Raw genomic sequence first — 22,200 nt, 5'->3', positions numbered from 1 at the left:
CAGCATGTGTTTTCGAAAGAGGCACATGCGCAGGATCGAAGAGCCAACCCCCGCCAGCTATTTTCTTCGGAGTCCTGCATGTCCCGGAATGAGCGTGATCTGTCGATGGAAAAGCCGCTGACGCGCCTGGTGCGCTCCGGTCGCGATCACGACATCACGGGTCCGTTCGTAAATCCGCCGGTCATCCACGCCTCGACCGTGCTGTTCGAGAACTCGGATGATCTTCTCGGTGGCCAGCAGCGCTACACATACGGTCGCCGCGGCACCCCGACGATCGAAGCGCTGGAAATGGCTATGACGGAGATGGAGGGCGCCGAGGGCGCCGTCCTCTGCCCATCGGGCCTCTCGGCCGTTTCAACCGCCCTGCTCTCTGTCCTGCGTGCCGGCGACCATCTGCTGATGGCCGACAATGTCTATGACCCGGCCCGAAACGTCGCACGCAGCCTGCTGAATCGGCTCGGCATTGAAACGACGTTCTTCGATCCGAAGATCGGGGCCGAAATCGCGACCCTGTTCCGGCCGAACACGCGCGCCGTCTATCTCGAGAGCCCCGGCTCGCTGACTTTCGAGATCTCCGACATTCCGGCGATCGCCGCTGTCGCCCATGCGCGCGATGCCTTCGTGTTGGCCGACAATACCTGGGCGACCCCCTATTTCTTCAAGCCGCTGGAGCATGGCGTCGATCTGGCCATCCTGGCCGGCACAAAATATCTCTGCGGCCATTCGGACGTGATGATCGGAACCGTCGCGGCGAATGCGCGGACCTACAAGATGCTGCGCGACACGCATGGCGATCTGGGTCTGTGCGTCGGGCCTGACGACATCTATCTGACGCTGCGCGGCATCCGCACGATGGGCATCCGGCTCGATCGGCAGATGCAATCAGCGATGTCGATTGCGCGCTGGCTCGAAGGCCGTGCCGAGGTCGCCCGCGTCCTGCATCCCGGCCTCGCCAGCGACCCGGGCCACGCGATCTGGAAGCGCGACATGACGGGCTCCAGCGGCCTGTTCGGCATCGTCATGAGCGATTGGAGCCTCGACAAGGTCAAGGCCTTCCTCGATGGCCTGCGGCTGTTCGGGCTCGGCTATTCATGGGGCGGCTACGAAAGCCTCGCCATCATCGGTCGGCCCAACCGCACCGCGGTCGCCTGGCCGGCAGAGGACCGCATCATCCGGCTTCAGATCGGCCTGGAAGATACGTCCGATCTGATCGCCGACCTGGAAGCAAGCTTCGCGCGCGTCAGCAACCTCAGCTGACGGCGCCCGTCTCGCGCGCATGCTTCCGCTCGTGCAGGATAAACCAGACGTTGCGGAAATAGATGAACAGGCCAGCCGCCTGCCCGGCGATGAAGACCGGGTCCTTGCGGTAAATGGCATAGACGAGCAGAAGCGCGCCGCCGAGGATCGAGAAGGTCCAGAAGGCGGCGGGCACGACGCTCTTCTTTGCCCGCTCGCTGGCGATCCACTGCACGACAAAGCGCATGGTGAAGAGCGCTTGCGCGACGAATCCGAGCAGGATCCAGATGTCGAACTGCTCGACGAAAACATGATGCAGCCAGGCGGCAAAAGAGCCGAAAAGATTACCGACCATCGATCTTCACCTCTATCGGCGCGGGAATATTCTTCCGCCGCCGGATAAGCCACCAGACACCGAACAGATCGAGCGCGCCGACGAGGCCCCGATCCAGGATGCCGTATTTGGACGTTCCGTGGCGACGGTTGCGGTCGACCACGTCGACATGCGCGACCTTGTAGCCCTCGCGGATCGTCAACGCCGGCAGATAGCGGTGCCAGCCGTCGAAATAGGGAAACAGCAGGAACACGTCGCGGCGAATCGCCTTCAACCCGCAGCCTGAATCGCGCGTACCATCCTTGAGGATGGCGCCGCGAAGGCGGTTGGCGAAACGCGACGCCATGCGCTTGGCACCGGAATCAGTGCGCTTCAGGCGTTGACCGGCGACCAGAGCCGTCCGGGGGCCACCCTGCTCCATCGCTTCCAGCATCGCCGGCATGAATTCCGGATTGTTCTGGCCGTCGCCGTCGAGCGTCAGCACGATATCGCCACGCGCCGCCAACAGGCCGGTGCGCACGGCAGCGCTCTGCCCGCTCGACCGCTCATCGCGCATCGAACGCAGCCACGGCCGGTCACGCATCATCTCGCGCACAACCGCGGGCGTGGCGTCTGTCGAGCCGTCGTCGACGACGATCAACTCGAACTTGCGGCCGGCCAGAGCGGCGGCAACCTCGCCGATAAGCTCGGGCAGGTTTTCCGCTTCGTTCTTGCACGGAATGACCACCGAAACGTCCGGCCGCGCCATCAGGCCGGCGTCCGTATCAGGGCTTTTCAAGACGGTCTCGCCGGAAGCGGGCATCGTCATAGGAACCGTCTCCGATGGATTTAAGCGCCGCGATCCAGATGCGCCGTCCCACGAGCGCGTCCAGAAGCCCGGCAAACAGGATCGCAACGCGCGCGGGACTTTCGAAACTGGTTCGGATCGCCGCAGTGCGCGCGGTTATAGAGCCGGTCGATCCGCGTGCAAAGCCCCAGCCTGAGGTGGCAAAACGTCCGGCCAACCAAAGGCTGAAGGCGTAGCCGAAGATCAGCCCTGCCAGAATGTCGCTTGGATAGTGCGCGCCAACAGCAACTCGACTTGCCGCCATGGCAAGCCCGAAAATCAACAGGCCGAGCCGCCAGCGTGGAATGACCAGGAATCCGATGGCAATAATGGCTCCGGCCGTCGTCGCATGGCCGGACGGAAAACTCTGGAAACGATAGGCAAATTCGAACGGATGCAGCGCCAGGGCGCCATACTCGTCAAAGGTCGGTGGCCGGCCGCGACCGATGAACTGCTTGAAGATGTTGACGATAATGCCGGAGCCGGCGATTGCCAGGAAGATATAGGCCGAAAGCGCACCGATCTCGGCCCAGGCGGCCCGGACCAAGGGCGGCACTATCTTCCAGCGGCCGGAGAGAAGGACGAGCACAAGGATGCCGGCCGGGATCAGCTCCCATTGCGACTTGCCGAAATAAGATAGCCAACTGGCGACGAGCAGGACCGCGCTTGGCAGGGCGCGGGCGCGCTCGACCGACAGAGCGTCGAAGGCAAATCCGACAATGCCGACCAGCGCCGCGCTGATGACCACCAGCGCGAGGATGTCCGACGTCTGGAAAACCGGAGCGTGGATCGAGGGCCGCAACTGAACGCGCCGCGCGCGCTCGGCAATCGCGGCGCAGTTTTCGCGCGGCCAGGACATTCGCTTCGAGAGGCGGAAGCGCCAAACACTCATGGGGTAGCACTCCGAGCGACGAAGACGTGGAAATCGAGGATCCGGCCGCCATTGAGGGCATAGCCACGGACGGTGCCCGCTTCTGTCACCACCATGCCGAGATCGTCGGCTCGCTCGTTGAAAGTCTGTAACTGACGCTTTTCGACAAAGGCGGCGCGGCAATCACCAGCCGACAGGAAGTCGGCGGCACCGGCCCCGCCCGTCAGCAGTGTTTTGGTGCCGGCCAGCAAGACGAGGCTCGGCTCGGCATAGCCGGCGCTGGCGAATTGCGGGTTGGGACAGCTCAGGGCGGCATGACCCGTGCGGGCCAGGTTCTCGCTGATCCGTATCGACTGATAGCCGGGCAGAACCATTCCAAAAATGCCGAGATAGGTGATCATCGCTGTCAGAACCGCAACGACGCTGCTGGCTATCGGCGAAAGCGCGAAGAGCTTTCCGGATACCAGACCGACCGCGGTCGCGACCAGCAAGACGAGGATGCCAGCGACCGGCATCGGTTCGCCGAGTAACACCGCGATCACGCCAGCGGCGACGGCGAGTGCGAAGGGGAACAAGGCCGCGCCAGACGCAGCGAAGCGGGCGAACCAGCCGCTCGTGCGGATGCCGCCACCATCAAGGGCCGCGGCGGTTGCCAGCGCCATCAGTGGATAGAGCGGCAGGACGTAATGCGGCAGCTTGGTCGGCATTGCTTCCACGGCCAGCCAGAACGGCACCACCGAAACCACGGCGTAGAGAACCACCGGCTGCTTGAAGCGGTCCATGATCCAGGAGAGGCTGGCGGTGAAATAGGCTGCGACCGGCCAGAAGGTGAAGAACATCAGCAGCAGGTAAGCGCCAGGCGGTGCGCCATGCGATTCCTGGACGCTGACGACCTTGCCGATCAGGTCCTTGCCCAGCGCTTCCTGGAAGAAGGCCCCCTTGCTGGCGATGCCGATGGCGACAAACCAGGGGGCGACGACGACCAGCATCCAGATCAGGCCCGGCAGCGGCGCCAGTTGCTTCAGCCAGCGGAACGATCCGCCGACAATCGAAAGCAGCAGCAGCGGACAGATGATGGCCCCGAGCCCGACAGGACCCTTGATCAGGATCGAAGCGCCGAGCGCTGTCCAGAAGATCGCGGCGAGGCGCAGATTGCGCTCCGTCGATGGCGAGAGCCAGGCTCGCGCCAGGGCGCCATGCGCAACGAGGGTCGTCGCGAGCAGCACGGCGTCGGTCTTGGAGAGGCGCGCCTCGACGCCGAGGAGTACAGTCGTGGCCATCAACAGCCCGGCCAGCAGCGCCGCGCGCGGCCGTCCGAAGGCCATTGCCAGCCACCAGGTCAGGCAGGCCGCCAGGATCGCTCCAATCATCGACGGCAGGCGATACACGCCGATCGGCGCATCCGGGCCCGTTCCGGTCAACCAGACGGCAGCGGACTGCAGCCAGTAGATGCCGATCGGCTTCTTGTAGCGCGTCTCTTCCTGAAGGCGGATATCGAGGTAATTGCCGGTCTCGACCATCTGGTGCGTGGCCTGCGCGAAGCGCGGCTCGTCGCGATCGATCGGCGGCAGCGTCGCGAGCCCCGGCAGGAAGGAAAGCAGGGCCACGATGGCAATCAGGGCCAGACTCGCCGTCGATGATCCGGCAATCCGGTCCACCGCGCGTTCGATCGTCGTCGCGAGGCGTGACCAGATCGCCTCCGTCCCGCCAGCGGTCGCCTCGGCTCTGCCCACGCGCTTATCGTCCTCAATATGCTTGCCTGAAGCCAGCGGGATATAGCGAAGTCTGCGCCGCAGCAACACCGGCGGCGGTTCCGCGCGGATCGAACGCAGGCCGTCGCTGCAAATCGCATGAGAATACGATCACAGCCGACAAGTCGAAGTCATGCTAACAGACTCGGCATGGATGAATGGATTGCCATCGGAATCATCGCCCTGATCGCCTTGCCGATCATGGCCATTGCAGCGTTTGTGATGTCGCTCGGGGCGCGCAGTCGCATCCGTGCGCTCGAGTCACGGCTAAGCCTGCTGGAGGCTCGTGGTTCCGGGGCAATTGCCGCCATGCCCTTCGAGACCCCGCCATACATCGCTCCCGACCCGTTGTCCTTCGAGACCGATACTCCCAAGACTGATACTCCCAAGACGGTACCCGCCACCGGCATCCCGTCCGATTCTGGTACCGGAGGTTTTGAGTCCGAAGAGCCCGCCCTGCCCGAGTGGGTCGAGGCAACCGGGGTATCGCCTTCCAAGGAACCGAAGCGTCCGAAGGAAAGCTTCGAGCAAAAACTCGGTGCGCGCTGGGCCGTCTGGGTTGGTGGCCTGGCTTTGGCGCTCGGCGCCATCTTCCTTGTCCGCTTCTCCATCGAGGCCGGGCTGCTTGGCCCAGGCGTGCGCATCGCGTTTGGCGCTCTGTTCTCCTTTGTCCTGCTGGGACTGGGCGAATGGCTGCGCCGCTCCGACCGGGTAACCTCATTTTCGCGCATACCGGCCGCCAACGTGCCGGGCGTGCTGACGGCGGCCGGCACGGTTGGCCTGTTCGCAACCGTCTATGCCGCCTATGCGCTTTACGGCCTGATCGGACCGACGGCTGCGTTCATCCTGCTCGCGGTCATCGGAATGGGAACGATGGCGGCCGCGGGCCTGCATGGCGCCTGGCTGTCCGGCCTTGGCCTCGTCGGCTCCTACGTCACGCCGCTGCTGATCTCCACCGACGCGCCCAATATTCTGGCGCTGATGATCTATCTGATCGTCGTCACGGCCTTCGCCTTTGCGCTGGCACGGCTTCGCCTCTGGCGCTGGCTGGCCATCGCGGCCAGCGTCGCCGCGATTCTCTGGGGCGTTGGCATGCTGGTTGGTGGCGCGAGCGCCATCGAGGGCGGCATCTACGCGATCATCCTGCTCACCCTGACCTCGATCTTCCTCGTCGTCGACGTTCAGCGCGATACGACGACGGACCGGCCCGACTGGTTCGCGATCGGCGTGCTGGCGGGCCTCGCCGCTCTCCTCGTACTCGGCGCCATCGCCAGCCATTTCACCTCCGCCAGCATCGCCGCCTGCCTCGTCGGCGGCGCCATGCTGTTGCTGCTCTCCCGTAGGTATGACGCAGTAGCGTTCGTCGCCCCGGTCGCGGCCATCGAACTGATCGCGCTGCTGTATTTCTGGCCGGCCGTGTCGCAGGCAGCGGTTGCGCCCGTCACCTATATCGTCGATGCGCTCTCGATCTACTTCCCCCTGCCCGACGCCATCCGCATGTTCGGCGTGGTCGGCCTGCTCGGCGCGGCCGCCCTGATCGCGACGGCGCTGACGCGGTTGCAGGCAACACCGGAGGCCGGCCCGTTCGCGACCACGGCTCAAGCCGCAGCTGCCAGCGCGGGGCCCGTCATCGTCGCCATCGTCGCCTATCTTCGCATCACCGGCTTCGTCTCCAGCATCGCCTTCGCGGCGATCGCTCTGGCCCTTGCGGCACTTTACGCCGTGCTGACCGAACGTTTCGCCCGGCGTGAGCGCCCTGAATCTGCCCTGGATCAAGTGCCGACGGGCCTGTTCGCCGCCGGGGCCATCGCCGCCAGTGCTTCGGCGCTCACGATGGCACTGGAAGGCGGCATGCTGACCACGGCTCTCGCGCTTGCGGCTCTTGGCGCGGCATGGGTACAACTCCGGCGTCCTATCGGCGTGCTGCGCTATGCCGTCGCCGTGCTGGCGCTGCTCGTGCTCGCTCGCATCGCCTGGGACCCGTACATCTTCGGCGTTCGCGCCGGAGGCGGGGTCTATCTTTCAGTCCTGATCGGCTATGGCATTCCGGCCGCGGCCTTCGCCATTGCTTCCGTCCTGCTTCGTCGCGTCCGCGTCGACCGCAGCGTTTTCGCGGCGGAAGCGCTGGCCGTCATCATGGCTGCCCTGCTCGTCGTGTTCGAGATCCGGGCCATCGTTTTTGGCGGCGATCTGCTGTCGCCGACGACCGCGCTCAGCGAACAGGGTTTGACGACGGCGGCGGCCTTCGCCTTCTCGCTCGGGCTTTCGCGCCTTGCCCAGAGCCGGCCGAGCCCCGTCTTCGGGCTGGGTAGCGTGATTGCCCGCGTCCTCGGTCTGCTCAATGCGGTCATCGGCCTCGGCTTCGTCGCCAATCCGCTGTTCACCGGCGATGCTGTCGGCGGCGGGCCAGTCTTCAACGAAATCCTGCTCGCCTATGGCCTGCCGGCGGTGCTGGCCGGTCTGGTGGCTCTCAGAACGCCGCCGCTTCGTCTGCGCTGGCTGCAGGCGGCTACGGGTGTGGTGGCGCTGATCCTGGCCTTTGCCGCGGTCACACTGGAAATCCGCTTCCTGTTCGCGACCTCGCCGGATCTCTCCTGGGATCCGATCGGCTCGGCTGAATCCTACACCTACTCGGTGGCATGGCTGGTGCTCGGCATCCTGCTGCTTGCCTTCGGGCTGGTGTTCCAGCAGCGGGCAGCGCGCCTTGCCTCGGCCCTGCTGATCGTCGTGACGGTCTTGAAGGTGTTCCTGATCGACATGTCAAATCTCGAAGGGGTCTGGCGCGCCCTCTCCTTCATGGGGCTCGGCGCAGTGCTGATCGGCATCGGCCTTGTCTACCAGCGCCTGCTCTTCGGCGGCGCGAAGGGTAGCGATGAGGCAGACCAGCCGCCGCCCGAATCCGGCCCGACAGCCGACGCTGGCAACGTCTGACAGGAACTCCCTTCGCTCGCTCCCGTTGATAGAGCGAAGGGAGAACTACATGTCCGATCCGAACCGTCCGGTTTACGCAGCCCCAGGCCCCGATGTCCCAGATCCTGGCCAGCCGCCAAAACCCGCGCCGCCGGTCCACGATCCGAAACCGCAGCCCGACCAACCCCCGCGGCCGCCGGATATACCGCCGATTCCGCCACAGGAATTGCCGGGCAACCCGGACGTACCCAATCCTGCGCCGCCGCAGCCCATGCCGCCGGTCCATGATCCGCAGCCCCAGCCCGATCCTCAGCCGAGCCCGCCGGATATCCCGCCAATACCGCAGGAACTCCCCGGCAATTCGCCGCAGGAGTTCCCGATCTCCGAACCGCGCGGCTGATCCGGCTTGACGCCCGGACGGGTCGGGGCCATGAAGTCCCGACCCACATGCGCGCCACAGACACCACCTCGCCCATCCTTCTCGTCGGCCCCTCCTGGGTCGGCGATATGGTCATGGCTGCGAGTCTGGTCGCGGCCCTGCGCCAACGTTTTCCCGACCGCCCCGTCGATGTGCTCGCGCCGCCCGCGTCTCTGCCGATCGCGTCTTTGATCGAGGGTGTGCGAAACACCATTCCGCTCGGCTTCGGCCATGGTCAATTTGGGCTGGTTGGCCGATGGAGGATCGGGCGCTCGTTGAAAACTGCCGGTCACGGCACGGCGATCGTCCTGCCACGCGCCTTCAAGGCGGCGATCCCGCCCTTCGCCGCCCGGATTCCGGAGCGCGTCGGCTATGCCGCCGAGGGCCGCAGCATTCTTTTGACCGATGCGCGGAATGATTCCGACCGCAAGACGGCACGCACGATCGACCGCTTCGTCGCGCTGGCCGGTCCAGCCGGCCAGCCGCCCGCCTCGCCGCGCCCTCGCCTTCAGCAGCCAAAACTCGACCTTGCCGCCCTCGCTGCCCGTTTCGGGCTCAACGACGACCGTCCGGTCCTCGGTCTTTGTCCCGGGGCTGAATACGGTCCTGCCAAGCAGTGGCCGGCAGCGAAGTTCGCGGCCCTGGCCCGGCTCGCCGACGAGTCCGGCTACCGCGTTCGCCTGTTCGGCGGCCCGAAGGACAAGGCGATTTCGGCCGAGATCGTTCGCCTCGCCGGCGTGCCGATCGATGATGTATCGGGCCGAACCTCGCTGATCGAGGCAGCCGCCCTGCTTGGCCGCTGCGACGCGGTCGTCTCCAACGATTCGGGCCTGATGCATGTCGCCGGCGCGCTCGACCGGCCGCTGGTCGTCGTCTACGGCTCCAGCTCGGAGAAGATGACGCCGCCAACCGCGCCCAATGCCGAAATCGTCTCGATCGAACTGTCCTGCCGTCCCTGCTTCAAGCGCGAGTGCCCTCTGGGGACGCTGGCCTGCCTCGAAGGCATCGACGCACGTCGCGTGTTTGACGCGGTGGAACGAGTTATCGCGGTAGCGCGCGCCGAGGCCGGTAGTTCCATCCAAGCCTGACATGCGCTATCCAACCGGCCGCTGCGCCGATCCTGCGCGCCCCCGAGGATGATGCCAATGAGCGTGAATTCGAGAGACGGACGCGACACGATTCTGGTGACCGGCGGCGCTGGCTTCATCGGGTCCAACATGGCGCGTGCGCTCGCGGCGGATGGCTGGCGGATCGTCGTTGCGGACTGGTTCGGCACCGGTCGCAAATGGCTCAACGTCGCCGACATCCGGCTCGATGACGTCATCCGGCCGGAGGCAACACTGGCCTGGCTTGAGGAAAACCACCGTCGCGTCGAAGCCATCGTCCATATGGGCGCCATTTCGGCGACCACCGAGGCTGACGTCGACCTGATCGTCGAGCGCAACATCCGCGCGACCCTCGATCTCTGGGTTCTGTCGACCAGGCACGACATCCGCCTGATCTATGCCTCATCGGCTGCCACCTATGGCGACGGCAAGGTCGGCTTTGTCGATGACGAAGATCCCGAGCATCTCGCGAAGCTGAAGCCGCTCAATGCCTATGGCTGGAGCAAGCTCGCCGTTGATCGCCGCATCATGGACGATGTCCGCGCCGGTCGTGCCACGCCGCCGCAATGGGCGGGTCTCAAGTTCTTCAACGTCTATGGCCCGTTCGAGGCGCATAAGGACGACATGCGCTCGGTGATCCACAAGATCTTTCCGACCGCCGCCGCCGGCGAGGCCGTGACGCTGTTCCGCTCGCATGACCCCAATTATGTCGATGGCGGCCAGTTGCGCGATTTCGTCCATGTCGCGGATTGCGTCGATGTCGCGCGCTGGCTGATCGGCAGCCCAAGCGTCAGCGGTATCTTCAATGTCGGCACAGGCAAGGCCCGCAGCTTCGCTGATCTGGCGCGTGCCGTGTTCCATGCCGCTGGTCGTGAACCGGTGATCGACTATGTCGACATGCCTGAGCAGATCCGCAACGCCTACCAGTACTTCACCGAAGCGGACATGACGAAGCTTCGCCGCGCCGGTTACAATGCCGACTTCCGCTCGCTGGAAGATGGCATCCAGAGCTACGTTGGCGACTATCTTGCCAAGGGCGTCGCGCTTTGAGCGAGGCGCTCCAGCCGGCCGCGTTTCTGGATCGCGACGGGGTGATCAATGTCGATCACGGCTATACCTACAAGCCGGAAGACATGGTCTTCATCGATGGCGCGAGGACTGCCATCCGCAGATTGAACGAGGCGGGCTACCTGGTTGTGGTCGTCACCAACCAGTCCGGCGTCGCACGGGGCTTCTATAGCGAAGTGGACGTCGAACGATTCCACGCCCATATGCAGGCGGAGCTTGGCAAGGCCGGTGCGGGGATCGACGCATTCTACAGCTGCCCCTATCACCCGGAAGGCACCGTGGCCGAGTACCGCGTGGATCACCCGGACCGCAAGCCGAAGCCGGGCATGATCCTGCGCGCGTTTGCGGATCTGCCGATCGATGCGAGCCGGTCGTTCCTGATCGGCGACAGACCGAGCGACATGGCAGCGGCGTCGGCTGCCGGCATTCCTGGATACCGCTTCCCCGGCGGAGATCTTGACGTTTTCGTTGCCGGGGTGCTCCTACAGGCGGGCATTGCCGCTGGGCCTAACTAGGATCTATCGATGCTGGACGAACTGCATTCCGGACGCGTGGCCGTCATCGGCGATGTCATGGTGGATCGCTATATCACCGGCTCCGTCAGCCGGATCTCGCCAGAAGCGCCGGTTCCCGTGCTGCTGCACGGCAATGTCCGCATCGTCGCCGGTGGTGCTGCCAATGTCGCCGCCAATGCGGCAGGCCTTGGCGCGTCGGTCACCCTGGTCGGCTATGTCGGCGCGGATGTCGAAGCCGAAGAGCTTCGCACCGTTCTCGCCGTCTATCCGGCCATCCGCCTGAACCACCTTGTCGTCGACAATTCCCGGCCGACCGTGACCAAGACCCGCGTCATGAGCGGTCGCCAGCAGATCGTCCGCATCGATGCCGAAAGCCCCGGCGTGCCGGGCGCGGAAGCACAGGCCAATCTGATCGCGGCGGGCAAGACAGCCATCGCCGAGGCGGACGTCGTAGTGTTCTCGGACTATGCCAAGGGCGTGCTGACCGATGCCGTCGTTGCCGCGCTCATCGCCGAGGCCCGGGCCCGCAACGTGCCGGTGATCGTCGATCCAAAGCGCCGTACGTTCGACGTCTATCGCGGCGCGACGCTGGTAACGCCGAACCGCAAGGAACTGTTCGAGGCCACCGGCTTGCACGACGATACGGACGAGGACGCCGTGCGCGCAGCTGCCGCCGCCGGGCTCCAGTTCGATGGCGACGTGCTGGTCACCCGCGCCGAAAAGGGCATGACGCTCTGGCGGCAGAATGGCTCGGTCACGCATGTGCCGGCCGAGGCGCGCGAGGTGTTCGACGTCTCCGGCGCCGGCGACACGGTCGTTGCGGCGCTCGCCGTCGCGCTCGCAACCGGTCAGCCACTCGAAACCAGCGTCGTCATCGCCAATGCAGCCGCGGCCATCGCTGTGAGCAAGCTCGGCACCGCCGTCGTGACGCGGGCCGAACTGACGGCAGCGCTCGATCGCGCAAGCCATGCCGAGGATCACGCCGGCGCGCTCGTCTCGCGCGAGGAGGCGGCCAAGATTGTCGCCCGCTGGCAGGCGCGCGGCTCGCGCGTGGTGTTCACCAATGGCTGCTTCGACCTGCTGCATCCCGGCCATATCGCCCTGATCGAGGCGGCGGCCAAAGAGGGCGACCGGCTGGTCGTCGCGCTCAATACCGATGAGTCGGTGCGACGCCTCAAGGGACCAACCCGGCCGATTCAGGACGAACAAGCACGAGCGCGCGTGATGGGTGCGTTACGCGCCGTCGATCTCGTCGTGCTGTTTGACGAGGATACGCCGCTAGAAGCGATCCAGACGATACAGCCGGATATCCTGGTCAAGGGCGCGGATTATCGGGAGGATCAGGTAGTCGGCGGCGATTTCGTGAAGGCGCGCGGCGGCAAGGTCGTTCTGGCCAATCTCGTGGCCGGGCGTTCGACAAGCGCCCTCGTCGCGGCGGCCAAATCGTGAAGAGTCTCGATTTCGCAAAGGGCTGGGCGACCGAGCTCGCGCTGCCGCTCTGGAGCGGCGCTGGCTTCGACACGCAACGCGGCCTGTTTCACGAGCGGCTGGATTTCGACCGCCGGCCGATTGCCCTGCCCGCCACCCGGTTGATGGTGCAGGCCCGCCAGATCGCCACCTTTTCCCGCGCCAGCCTCAAGGGCTGGTACAAGGGCGCAGATGAGTCGGTCGTTTCCTGCCTCGCCAATGTCGAGCGGCTTTATCATCGCGCTGATGGTCATCCGGGCTGGGTCTTTTCGATTGCCCCGGACGGCACGCCCGCCAGCCGCGCCCGCGATCTCTACGCGCATGCCTTCATCATCTACGCGCTGGCGTGGAGCCATCGCCTGACGGGTGATCCGCACGCGATCCGCTTGGCCGACGAGACGCTTGCGGAAGTCGACATGGTTCTGGCGGCTCCACATGGCGGCCATCTCGACGCGTCGCCATCGACGGACCCGACCCGTCGGCAGAACCCGCATATGCATCTGCTGGAAGCCGTTCTGGCGCTCTATGAGACGACCGGACGCGCGCGAGACTTTGCCCGCGCCGGAGCGCTCGTGTCGCTGGCGCTGGAGCGGTTCATCGACGCGGAAAGCGGCGCGTTGCTGGAGGATTTCTCGCCCGACTGGACACCGCTCCAGCCGCGCGGAAAGAACCGCGTCGAGCCGGGTCATCAGTTCGAGTGGTACTGGCTGCTGGGCGAATATCGCCGTCTCGGTGGCTCGGTGCCGGAAACCGTGACCGACCGTCTGCTGATGTTCGCCATCGACAACGGACTGGATCAGGAGACAGGCCTGATTGTCGATGCCGTCACCGATTCAGGCAGCGTGATGATCCCGAGCTTCCGCTCGTGGCCGCATGCCGAAGGCGTCAAGGCGCTCGTCGCGGCGACGCGCGAAGGGCAGCCCGGCGCATCGCAAATGGCCGATCATCTGATGGCGAGCCTGTTGAGCTTTGCGCCGGATTCGATGGAAGGCGGCTGGATGGACCGCATCGACACGGACGGTTCGCCGCTGGTGGATCACATGCCGGCTTCGACGCTCTATCACATGATGGGTGCGCTGTTCGAAGCCGACGAGGCCTTTGGATCAAAGACTGCTGACTGAGGCTAGCCGGAGGCGCCTGGCCAGTGCCGTCCAGACCCGGTCCGGTGTCTGGTCGGCCATGCAGGGCGGCCCCTCGCCGAAATCCGGCTTGATGCGGCAGCTCGCCTGTTCGCAGGGCGCGCAATCGCGCGTCGACAGGAATTCTTCCACGTCCGGGCCAACGAGCCCCGTCAGGCCGGGATTGGTCGGACCGTAGATGCCGATCGTCGGGATGCCAAAGGCGGCGGCGAGATGGCCAAGCCCGGTATCGACGGTGACGACGCCGGCCGCGTTGGCAATCACCGGGATGATGCTCTCCAACCCGCCGGCCGGAACCTGCTCCACATTCGAGAGGCCCGCAGCGATCTTGGCTGCGCGTTCCGTTTCCGTGGCGCCATGGGCAAAAAGCCTCACGTTGAGGCCGGCTGCGCCACAGCGCTCGGCAACGCCGCGCCATCCTTCTACCGTCCAGGTCTTGGTGGCCCAGCTCGTGCCGTGGATCAGGACGATGCCATCGCCGCTGCGCGTGCGGATGCCGGAATTGGCGAAATCCGGCACCAGGCCCGCATCGGCTGCGGTCGTGGGCATCGGATAACCGAGCGACTGCGCAAACAGCTTTCGGATCCGCGTGACCATGTGCTCGGTTTCGGGGATGTCATGACCGACCTGATAGAACCATGTCGCCATGCTTTCGCGCGCGCTGCCCTTGGCAAAGCCATGGCGGGGCGTGACGCCGGAGAACACTCCGACGAGCGCGCTCTTCATCAGTCCCTGCGCGTCTATGAGCAGATCATAGCCGCCGCCTCGGAGTGCTGACACGGCGTCCTTCATCTCGGCAAAAGTCTCGCGCGGCTTCTTCTTCATGCGGCGGATAGGCAGCGCAATGACGTTGCGCACGGCGGGATGAAGGCGGGCCAGCGGCGCGAAGGCCTCGTCGACGACCCAATCGATTTCAAGGCCGGGAATGGCGCGTACAGCGTCCGTCACCGCCGGATAGGTGTGGACGACATCGCCGAGCGAAGACAGTTTGACGAGAAGGACGCGCATCATGACCCTGCGGCCGGATCGGCCTTTGCAATGGAATGACGCAATCGAGTTCGCTTCGCAAGCGTGGACGGAAACCGCCGCATCGGTTGACCGCGCCGGGTAGAGTTTTTACCAATAGTGAAACTCAGCTAGGGGACATCCATGACACGGCTCGCAACCCTTCAATCCATGCTCCGCCAGAATGGCGTCGACGTCGTGGCGCTCGGCCCGGGCCCGCACATGGCCTATATCGCCGATGTTCATCCCCATGCCGACGAGCGCCCCTGCCTGCTGATCGCGACACCCGGCGGCGCGGCCATCCTGATGCCGGAGCTGAACGCCGACGAGATGCGCCGGCAGACCGACCTGCCCTTCTTCACCTGGTCCGACGCCACCGGACCTCAGGCAGCGCTCGCCGCGCTGATCCAGTCGCTCGGTATAGAGAAGGACACCCAACTGGTGCAGGTCGACGAGACGATGCGCGCCGATTTCGCGCTGCTCGTCATCGAGGCACTCGGAGGGCCCAAGACCGCCTTTGCTTCGGAAAGCGTCGGCCGGATGCGATTGTCGAAGGATGACGCGGAAGTGGCGGAAATCCTGCGCAATGCCGAGATCGACGACCGCGCCATGGAAGCCGCGTTTGCGGCGATCCGTCCCGGCGTCACCGAGCGCGAGATCGCCGACGCGGCCCGCGCCGTGTTCGAGGAAGCCGGTGCAACGCCGCTCTTCGTCATCATCGGCGCCGGCGGCAATGGCGCTTTCCCGCATTATGCGACGGGCGACCAACCGGTGGCCGTTGGCGATGCCATCGTCATGGATATCGGCGCCCGTTCCGGCTCGTTCTCCAGCGATCTGACCCGCATGGCTTTTGTCGGCACACCGAGCGAGGAATATCTGAAGGTTCATGCCGTGGTTGAAGCCGCTGTCCAGGCGGCCTGCGAGGCGGCTCGTCCTGGCGTCGCGGCTCGGGAAGTCGATGCGGCGGCGCGCGGCGTCATCACGGCGGCGGGCTATGGACCCTATTTCACCCATCGCACCGGCCATGGCCTCGGCCTCGAAGGGCACGAACCGCCCTATCTGACCTCGACGAGCGAAACCATCCTCGAAGAGGGCATGGTGTTCTCGATCGAACCCGGCATTTATCTGCAGGGCAAGTTCGGCATCCGGCTGGAAGAGATCGTCATTCTGGAAGCGGACGGTCCGCGCATCGTCAGCCGGTTGCCGCGCGACGTGTTCGTGGCTCCCGCGGAATGAACTGAACGCCAGGCGGACGAGACGAGCGAGTCTTCCTCGCAGTCTCGTCCCGTTTCACAATGACGGCTACGTCGTCACCGGGGTCGGTTCGTTCATCGCCCGACGGTGTGCGACAACGGCCCACAGCACGACTGCCGCGCCGAACTGGTGCAGAAGTGCCAGATCCAACGGCACGACCGCAATCAGCGTGGCGATGCCGATTCCGGCCTGTGCGGTGACCAACAGCGCCAGATGGCGGGCGCGGCGCGCGGCCGGCGAACGCGGCGCCAGCTTCCAGGCCTGGAAGGCATGGATCAGGGCGGCGATGAACAGCAGATAGGCGACGACGCGGTGGTCGAACTGCACCGTCATGACGTCTTCGAAGACGCTGCGCCATTTCGGATCATAGTCGTAGACGCCATCGGGAATGATATTGCCCGCCATCAGCGGCCAGGTGTTGTAGGTCAGGCCCGCCTTCAGGCCGGCAACGAGACCGCCGAGGAAAATCTGCAGGAAAACAACAATGACAAGAAACGTCGCCATGCCCTTGAGCGGCGCTGCGTTCTTGCGATTCTCGCCCCGATCGGGCGCGAGCCCACGGCTGATCCACACGGCGCCCGCGAGAATGAAACAGGCGATGGTGAGATGGATCGCCAGTCGATACTGGCTGACGCTGACGCGGTCCGCGAGCCCGCTGGTGACCATCCACCAACCGATACCGCCCTGAAGGCCGCCCAGCGCAAACAGGCCCAACAGCGGCGGAACCAGCCGGCGCTCAATCCGTCCGGTTGCCCAGAGCAGGACGAACGGGACGAAGAACACGACGCCGATCAGACGACCGAGCAGGCGATGGCCCCACTCCCACCAGAAGATCTGCTTGAACTCGCTGACCGTCATGCCCTTGTTAACGAGCTCGTACTGCGGGATTTGCCGGTACTTGTCGAATTCTTCCTGCCATTCGACGTCGCCGATCGGCGGAATGACACCGTGAATCGGCTTCCATTCGGTAATCGAGAGGCCGGAACCTGTCAGGCGCGTAGCACCGCCGACGATGATCATGGCGATGACCATCACAATCACGGCGCCAAGCCAGATGCGGATCAGCGCGCGGTCGCGCGTCCTGTCCCGCAAGGGAGCCTGCTTCACTGTACTGTTCGCTGCCAAACCGTCGATCGCCATCGCGCACCTCAAGAGCTCTTGAGGCTGGATTAACGACTTGCCGCGCCCCGGACAACCGAGGCAGCGATCGCCGTACCAATCGGCCGCGCGACATCCGGTCGCGCAACGTCACGTCGTGGGCGACGGCCATTCCGGGCTTTGCGGTTGGGCGACGAACGCGCTATGCCCTCGGCTACGCCATCGCGAACCGCCCGCCCTGCACGAAAGGCCAAGCATGCCCATCCGGCTCCGCAAATTCATCGGCATGATTGCGCTCGTAGTGCTGGTGATCGTCTACGCCTTCGTGGCGATGGTGATCGCCCAGCTGAAACTCCCGGAAGCGCCGCGCTGGGCGCAGATGATCTACTACGTCGTCGTCGGCCTCGCCTGGGTCTTCCCCGCCGGCGCCATCATCGCCTGGATGCAGAAGCCTACCGCGCCGAAGAACTGAGGGCGCTTCCCGCCCAGTTCCGGATCCGGCGCTCCAACACGACAGGAACGCCGGACAGCAGCAGATCGACATAGCGAGTCGACTGGTAGTGGCCGTTCATTGAAATCCGCGGCAATGCCGTCATCCGGCTGGTCGGAGCAAGGACGCCCCGTCGCGTGGTGACGGAGGTGGCGAAGCCCAACTTTTCTGCGAGATCGAATTCGCGCTCACCAGCCGCGCCGGGCGAGCCATAGGGATAGGCGAAGTGGCGGGGCCTCGAGCCAGTCATCGCCTCGATCCGATCACGACTCTCGGTCATCTCGCATTCGGCGCGTCCGGGTTCCAGCCTGGCCAGGGCATAGTGGCCCACCGTATGGGCCCCGATCGTTACCAGCGGATCGGCCGAGAGGGCGCGAACCTCGTCCCAGTTCATCATCTCGTCCAAGAGCATGTGGCGGGTGTCGACCGCGTAGTCCGATGCCGCCCGGTCGATGGCCTCGCGCTGCGCATCCTCGCTGACCAGACAGAGCTTGCGGGCAAGGATTCGCGCGGCGATGCGCTTCTTTGTGAGGCTGTCCGTCGCGAGGTCGAAATCCCGGTCGCCGATGCGGATCTGAACGCCCGCTGCCCGCTCGATGATTGCGACGATCACCTCCCACCACGGCACGGCGGTCCCATCAATCAGGCCCGTTGCGACATAGACGGTGAACGGAACACCCAGCGCCTTCAGGATCGGATAGGCGTTCGTAAAATTGTTGCGATAGCCGTCATCGAAGGTGAGCACCACAAAGCGGCGCGCCTTGCCTGGATTCGCGAGCCGGAGCATGGCTTCGTCGAGATCGACGATGTCCATCCCGCGCGCCCGAACCCGCTCGACCACGTCTCCGAGGAAGGTCGGGGTTACTTCGAGATGGGCATTGGGCTGGAAGCGCGAGGCGCTTTCGGGCCTGACGTGGTGAAACATCAAAATGGCGCCGGCGCCTTGCGTACGGTCGGCAAAGAGCCGGTGAACGCCGCTCCAATAGAGCGCGTTCAGGCCCGCCTTGTAGCCGGCGACTTTCAGATCAGGCATCAACGATCCAGCCATCCGGGCCATCTATGTCCGAGCCATTACATTCGGCCCATGTGCAATCGGCGCATGGTTCATACGAACGCGATGTTTACGATAGGTTGATACGGCTTCCAACAATTCTGGCACGCAATGGAAATCAAGGCATGAACGCATTGGACGCAGCGGCGGCCCCCATCGTCGTCGCGGAACTGCGGATCGCGGTTCATGCCTCCGCTCGCGAAATCGAGGATGATTGGCGCGCGCTCGAAAAGGCCCTGCCCATCTCCGTGTACCAAAGCTTCGACTGGATCAATTGCTGGGTCGAGGCCGCTACGGGGCCGCAACGGATCAGGCCTGCGATCGTTGCCATCCGTCGCGAGGAGCGCCTCGTCGCGATCCTGCCGCTTGGCATCGAGCGGATCGGACCTTTGCGGGTCGCTCGCTTCCTCGGCGGTGAACACGCCAATATCCGGATGGGAATTTTCGACACGGCGTTCGGAGCGGCGCTTGATCCAGCCACGGCCGACGACCTGCTCCGCCTCGTCGCGCGCGCCATCGGCGGCATCGACCTCTACGATCTCGACGCCCAGCCGGTCGAATGGGCCGGCGTTGCCAATCCGCTGGCCGCCCTCGCCGGAGTCGGCTCTGCGCGCTGCGATGTCAGCAGGATGCGGCTTGAGCCGGACTTTGCCGCCGTACTCAAGGCGCACCGCGGCGCCAGGAAGGCCAAGAAACATCGCTGGCAAGCGAACACGCTGGAGCCCGTTGGCGGTTTCCAGCTTCGCCGCGCCGCCTCCGCCGACGAGGCGTTGGCGATCCTCGACACCTATTTCGCCCAGAAGGCAACCTGGTTCCGCAGCCAGGGCATCGCCGACAGCTTCGCCGAGCCGGGTGTGGCCGACTTCTTCCGGGCGCTCGTCCAACGACGCTGGAGCGGCGGCGACACGTCGCTGATCGAGTTGGACGCACTAGAGTTTGACGGCGGAATTCGCGCCATTCTCGGCAGCGGAACGCAGTCTAAACGCTTGAGCGGCTATTTCATGTCGGTCTCCGACGATGAATGGCGGCGTGTCAGCCCCGGTGAACTGATGCTCCATGAGGTGATTGCGGCAAGCTGCGCGCGCGGCCTGACGGCGCTGGATCTCGGCCGTGGCGACGAGCGCTACAAGGCGTCCTGGCTCGATGTCGTCGAGCCACATGTGCGCGCCATCGTGCCGGTATCGATGCTTGGCCGCGCCGCCGCCGCCCTGCTCCGCCTCAAGGATCAGGCGGAACGGCGTATCCGTGACAATCCGAAGCTTTGGAAACTGGCGAAGACAATCCGGCGCTGGCGCGGCAAGGCCGAGAAGCCCGCTCCGGCCGATGCCGACTGATCAGGCGAAAGCCGGTTCGATCGAGGCATCTTCGGTTTGCAACGGCGCCTCGGCGATCAGCATCATCACCTCGGCCGGGCTTGCTGCCTTCATCGCCTCGTAGACGCGCGCGACATCCGGGTCGCTGGCGCTGCCATCGGCAACGATCACGACGACGCCGGCCTGTGACGCCAGTTGCATGGCGATGTCAGAATCGGCGTCGAACAGGATCTGATCGTAGGTCTGATCCAGCGCATCCAGAATGCTGACAAAGCGCTTGCCCTTGGCAGCGTCGGGGCCGAATTCGAGCAAGCCGTGCGGGATGAGATGCGCGTGGGAGCGGCGGTCGCGGAAGATGACCTGCGCGAACGTCGCGATACCCGCGAAAAGATCGGTCAGTCCCGGCAGACGTTCGCCGGCCGCCATCGCCTGGCCGTCGGCGCCGTCGGCATGAAGATCGATCAGCAGGACCCGATTACCCCGGCGCGACAAGATGCGGGCCAGCGCTACGGCAGCGAGTGGTCGTCCCGGTGAATGCAACGCTGCCGTCGACAGCAGAACGCGACGGGCCTTCGCGCCGACGATGTGATCAACGATCGAGTTCAGCGCATCCTGCGCCTCAGCGCTGAGCGCGCGGGCTGGTGCTGGCTCGAGCGTTGCCAAGGGCTCGGTCGGCAGCGGGTGGCTGGCCGGCGGCAAGGGCTCCGAAACCGGCGCCATATCCTGCCGGTGCGTCGCCTCCTCAACGGGCACGACGTTGGGCGCAAGCGGCGGCGTATCGTCCGAGATCCGGCGAAGCGCCCGCCCGGAGGTCAATTCGCGGATCAGGATGATGGCGATCGCCAGCAGCAGCAGCGCGATGGTGGTGGCGGCTGTGATCGGCAGCTTCTTCGGGAAGGTCGGCTCCAGCGGGACGGCGGCGCGCGAGATGATCCGCGCATCGACCGGCAGGTAGTCGCCGTTCTGGCGGGATGACGCTTCGCGGAAGCGCTTGAGGTAGCTCTCCAGCAAGTCGCGCTGCGCCGTCGCCTCCCGCTCCAGCGCACGCAGTTCAACTTCGTCCTGGTTGGTCCGGCCGGTCGCGGCCTTGGCGCTGGCAATATCCTTGCCGATATCGACCTCGCGGTCGCGCGCCGTCGCCGCATCCCCTTCGAGGCTTTGCAGGATACGCGTCACTTCGCGTCGCACCTGCGCGTCAAGATCAGCCAGTTGCGCATTCAATTCACGGACACGTGGATGGCCTGAAAGCAACGTCGTCGAAAGCTGGGCGACCTGGGAGCGCAGCGCCACCTGCTGCTCTCGCAAGCGCTGGATCAACTGCGAGTCGCGCACGTCCGGTATATCGGGTGTTGCCCCGTTTGCGAGACTCTTACGGACCGAGGCCGCCTTGGCTTCGGCGGCGGATCTTGCCGCGACCAGTCGGGCGAGTTCCGCGTTGAGGTCGTTGAGCTTCTGCTGTGCCAGCGACGTATTGTTCTGCCCGCCGGAAAACAGGCCGTGTTCCGTGCGGAACGCCTCCACTCGAGCTTCGGCGGTCCTCACCTGGGTCCGGAGATCCGCGATCTGCGTTTCAAGCCAGCGGGTCGCATCGGCGTTGGTCGAGCGGCGGGCCGCGCGCTCGAGCGCCAGATATTCGTCGGCAACGCCATTGGCGACCTGCGCCGCGAGTTGCGGATCGGTCGAGGTGAAGCCGACGGTGATGACGCGGGTCTTGTCGATCGAGAATACATCCAGCCGATCGGAGAATCGCTGCAGAACGCGTTCGTCGACGGAGCCTTCCGCAACCGGGCGGCCGAGACCGAAACGCACCAGCATCTGGTCGAAGCTTGGCAGGAAACGAGGTTTGTTGAATTCGGTGCGCTGGGACAGATCGAGCGCGTTGACGACGGTTGTCGCGATGTCGCGCGAGCCGATGAGCTGGACCTGGCTGGCGATACCCTCGGAATCGAGTAGGGCCCTCGCCTCCTCCGTGCCGGTCCCGGCCCGGGTGATTTCCGACTCACCGCTTTCGATGAGAATCTTCGTCTCGGCCGAGTAGCGCGGCGTGAGGAAATTTAGCCCGATGTAGAGGGCGCCTGCGAAGAGGATACTGCCGAGCAGCAGCCATGGCGACGCACGCAGAAGCGCCCCGAGCAGCGCCCGCATGTCGAGTTCTACATCATCGATTTGCCCGAGGCGGCTATCCGTCATCGTCGAGTCAATTCCCTGCCAATGCGACATCATCGAAAATCAGGGTAACTACCGCGTTAACTTTGGCGAGCGGACGTTAAGATCGCTGGTTAAAGGTAAGGCAAGCGTAAGGGCGCTTTACCAGACATTAACCATGACAGGTGACAGTCGGCTCGACA

General features: G+C 65.0%; 18 protein-coding genes. 10 read left to right on the top strand and 8 right to left on the bottom strand.

Annotated features, from left to right (window positions below; all coding sequences use genetic code 11):
• Positions 1–78 precede the first annotated feature (78 nt).
• Positions 79–1,257 (top strand): cystathionine beta-lyase, encoded by a 1,179-nt coding sequence (gene metC / locus OSH12_RS04785; RefSeq protein ID WP_266342331.1) that lies wholly within the window; start codon positions 79–81, stop codon positions 1,255–1,257.
• Here metC and OSH12_RS04780 read toward each other — a convergent pair.
• Genes OSH12_RS04780 through OSH12_RS04765 form a run of 4 tightly spaced genes read right to left on the bottom strand, consistent with a single transcriptional unit; the run spans position 1,250 to position 5,000 of the window.
• The gene (locus OSH12_RS04780) at positions 1,250–1,591 is read right to left on the bottom strand and encodes a lipid-A-disaccharide synthase N-terminal domain-containing protein (protein ID WP_266342330.1); all 342 of its coding nucleotides are present in this window, start codon (positions 1,589–1,591) and stop codon (positions 1,250–1,252) included. The two genes, metC and OSH12_RS04780, sit on opposite strands and share 8 nt — an antisense overlap.
• Positions 1,581–2,318 carry a glycosyltransferase family 2 protein gene (locus tag OSH12_RS04775; RefSeq protein WP_266342459.1) on the bottom strand — a complete coding sequence of 246 codons (738 nt, stop codon included), beginning with the start codon at positions 2,316–2,318 and terminating at the stop codon, positions 1,581–1,583. Before OSH12_RS04775 ends, OSH12_RS04780 begins: the two co-directional genes overlap by 11 nt.
• 16 nt (positions 2,319–2,334) lie before the next feature.
• Entirely contained in the window at positions 2,335–3,288 is a 954-nt protein-coding gene (locus tag OSH12_RS04770) for a phosphatase PAP2 family protein (RefSeq protein WP_266342329.1), read from the bottom strand.
• Complete coding sequence (locus tag OSH12_RS04765) at positions 3,285–5,000, bottom strand: ArnT family glycosyltransferase (protein WP_266342328.1); 1,716 nt, start codon at positions 4,998–5,000, stop codon at positions 3,285–3,287. The genes OSH12_RS04770 and OSH12_RS04765 overlap by 4 nt, the downstream gene beginning before the upstream one ends.
• 168 nt (positions 5,001–5,168) lie before the next feature.
• Between OSH12_RS04765 and OSH12_RS04760 the strand changes: the two genes are divergently transcribed.
• The 6 genes from OSH12_RS04760 to OSH12_RS04735 all read left to right on the top strand — a co-directional run bounded on the left by OSH12_RS04760 (position 5,169) and on the right by OSH12_RS04735 (position 13,623).
• Complete coding sequence (locus tag OSH12_RS04760) at positions 5,169–7,949, top strand: DUF2339 domain-containing protein (protein ID WP_266342327.1); 2,781 nt, start codon at positions 5,169–5,171, stop codon at positions 7,947–7,949.
• 426 nt (positions 7,950–8,375) lie between these two features.
• Positions 8,376–9,434, top strand: coding sequence for a lipopolysaccharide heptosyltransferase II (waaF, locus tag OSH12_RS04755; protein ID WP_266342326.1), 1,059 nt, complete (start codon positions 8,376–8,378; stop codon positions 9,432–9,434).
• 57 nt (positions 9,435–9,491) lie between these two features.
• Positions 9,492–10,502 carry an ADP-glyceromanno-heptose 6-epimerase gene (gene rfaD / locus OSH12_RS04750; RefSeq protein ID WP_266342325.1) on the top strand — a complete coding sequence of 337 codons (1,011 nt, stop codon included), beginning with the start codon at positions 9,492–9,494 and terminating at the stop codon, positions 10,500–10,502.
• Entirely contained in the window at positions 10,499–11,035 is a 537-nt protein-coding gene (locus OSH12_RS04745) for a D-glycero-alpha-D-manno-heptose-1,7-bisphosphate 7-phosphatase (protein WP_266342324.1), read from the top strand. Before rfaD ends, OSH12_RS04745 begins: the two co-directional genes overlap by 4 nt.
• 9 nt (positions 11,036–11,044) lie before the next feature.
• Positions 11,045–12,484, top strand: a complete 1,440-nt coding sequence (rfaE1, locus tag OSH12_RS04740) for a D-glycero-beta-D-manno-heptose-7-phosphate kinase (RefSeq protein ID WP_266342323.1) — start codon at positions 11,045–11,047, stop codon at positions 12,482–12,484.
• Positions 12,481–13,623 (top strand): AGE family epimerase/isomerase, encoded by a 1,143-nt coding sequence (locus OSH12_RS04735; protein WP_266342322.1) that lies wholly within the window; start codon positions 12,481–12,483, stop codon positions 13,621–13,623. Before rfaE1 ends, OSH12_RS04735 begins: the two co-directional genes overlap by 4 nt.
• On the opposite strand, the gene waaC is transcribed toward OSH12_RS04735, so the two are convergent.
• Complete coding sequence (gene waaC, locus OSH12_RS04730; protein WP_266342321.1) at positions 13,606–14,652, bottom strand: lipopolysaccharide heptosyltransferase I; 1,047 nt, start codon at positions 14,650–14,652, stop codon at positions 13,606–13,608. The genes OSH12_RS04735 and waaC overlap by 18 nt on opposite strands.
• Before the next feature lie 138 nt (positions 14,653–14,790).
• On the opposite strand from waaC, the gene OSH12_RS04725 reads away from it, so the two are divergent.
• Positions 14,791–15,882 (top strand): M24 family metallopeptidase, encoded by a 1,092-nt coding sequence (locus OSH12_RS04725; protein WP_266342320.1) that lies wholly within the window; start codon positions 14,791–14,793, stop codon positions 15,880–15,882.
• Between the two features lie 66 nt (positions 15,883–15,948).
• On the opposite strand, the gene OSH12_RS04720 is transcribed toward OSH12_RS04725, so the two are convergent.
• On the bottom strand, positions 15,949–17,040 hold the full coding sequence (locus OSH12_RS04720; protein WP_266342319.1) for a COX15/CtaA family protein: 1,092 nt from the start codon (positions 17,038–17,040) through the stop codon (positions 15,949–15,951).
• 214 nt (positions 17,041–17,254) lie between these two features.
• Here OSH12_RS04720 and OSH12_RS04715 point away from each other — a divergent pair, with 214 nt between their 5' ends.
• A complete protein-coding gene (locus OSH12_RS04715) occupies positions 17,255–17,470 on the top strand; it encodes a DUF2842 domain-containing protein (RefSeq protein ID WP_266342318.1) in 216 nt (71 codons plus the stop codon).
• Here the strand turns inward: OSH12_RS04715 and OSH12_RS04710 are convergent.
• Positions 17,451–18,521 (bottom strand): polysaccharide deacetylase family protein, encoded by a 1,071-nt coding sequence (locus tag OSH12_RS04710; protein ID WP_266342317.1) that lies wholly within the window; start codon positions 18,519–18,521, stop codon positions 17,451–17,453. The two genes, OSH12_RS04715 and OSH12_RS04710, sit on opposite strands and share 20 nt — an antisense overlap.
• Positions 18,522–18,664: 143 nt before the next feature.
• Between OSH12_RS04710 and OSH12_RS04705 the strand changes: the two genes are divergently transcribed.
• Positions 18,665–19,873, top strand: a complete 1,209-nt coding sequence (locus OSH12_RS04705) for a GNAT family N-acetyltransferase (RefSeq protein ID WP_266342316.1) — start codon at positions 18,665–18,667, stop codon at positions 19,871–19,873.
• Here OSH12_RS04705 and OSH12_RS04700 read toward each other — a convergent pair whose 3' ends face one another.
• Positions 19,874–22,042 (bottom strand): GumC family protein, encoded by a 2,169-nt coding sequence (locus tag OSH12_RS04700; RefSeq protein ID WP_266342315.1) that lies wholly within the window; start codon positions 22,040–22,042, stop codon positions 19,874–19,876.
• Positions 22,043–22,200: the final 158 nt, after the last annotated feature.

This window comes from Kaistia terrae, assembly GCF_026344005.1.
In the GTDB taxonomy this organism is placed as follows: Bacteria; Pseudomonadota; Alphaproteobacteria; order Rhizobiales; family Kaistiaceae; genus Kaistia; species Kaistia terrae.
This window is presented reverse-complemented; position numbering and strand designations above follow the sequence as displayed.

Bases quoted from the DNA above. Each gene is read 5' to 3' on its own strand.
- OSH12_RS04715 (WP_266342318.1), top strand. From the start codon at position 17,255: ATGCCCATCCGGCTCCGCAAATTCATCGGCATGATTGCGCTCGTAGTG.
- OSH12_RS04780 (WP_266342330.1), bottom strand. From the start codon at position 1,591: ATGGTCGGTAATCTTTTCGGCTCTTTTGCCGCCTGGCTGCATCATGTT.
- OSH12_RS04775 (WP_266342459.1), bottom strand. From the start codon at position 2,318: ATGGCGCGGCCGGACGTTTCGGTGGTCATTCCGTGCAAGAACGAAGCG.
- waaF (WP_266342326.1), top strand. From the start codon at position 8,376: ATGCGCGCCACAGACACCACCTCGCCCATCCTTCTCGTCGGCCCCTCC.
- OSH12_RS04770 (WP_266342329.1), bottom strand. From the start codon at position 3,288: ATGAGTGTTTGGCGCTTCCGCCTCTCGAAGCGAATGTCCTGGCCGCGC.
- waaC (WP_266342321.1), bottom strand. From the start codon at position 14,652: ATGATGCGCGTCCTTCTCGTCAAACTGTCTTCGCTCGGCGATGTCGTC.
- OSH12_RS04705 (WP_266342316.1), top strand. From the start codon at position 18,665: ATGAACGCATTGGACGCAGCGGCGGCCCCCATCGTCGTCGCGGAACTG.
- rfaE1 (WP_266342323.1), top strand. From the start codon at position 11,045: ATGCTGGACGAACTGCATTCCGGACGCGTGGCCGTCATCGGCGATGTC.
- OSH12_RS04760 (WP_266342327.1), top strand. From the start codon at position 5,169: ATGGATGAATGGATTGCCATCGGAATCATCGCCCTGATCGCCTTGCCG.
- rfaD (WP_266342325.1), top strand. From the start codon at position 9,492: ATGAGCGTGAATTCGAGAGACGGACGCGACACGATTCTGGTGACCGGC.
- OSH12_RS04710 (WP_266342317.1), bottom strand. From the start codon at position 18,521: ATGCCTGATCTGAAAGTCGCCGGCTACAAGGCGGGCCTGAACGCGCTC.
- metC (WP_266342331.1), top strand. From the start codon at position 79: ATGTCCCGGAATGAGCGTGATCTGTCGATGGAAAAGCCGCTGACGCGC.
- OSH12_RS04720 (WP_266342319.1), bottom strand. From the start codon at position 17,040: ATGGCGATCGACGGTTTGGCAGCGAACAGTACAGTGAAGCAGGCTCCC.
- OSH12_RS04700 (WP_266342315.1), bottom strand. From the start codon at position 22,042: ATGACGGATAGCCGCCTCGGGCAAATCGATGATGTAGAACTCGACATG.
- OSH12_RS04725 (WP_266342320.1), top strand. From the start codon at position 14,791: ATGACACGGCTCGCAACCCTTCAATCCATGCTCCGCCAGAATGGCGTC.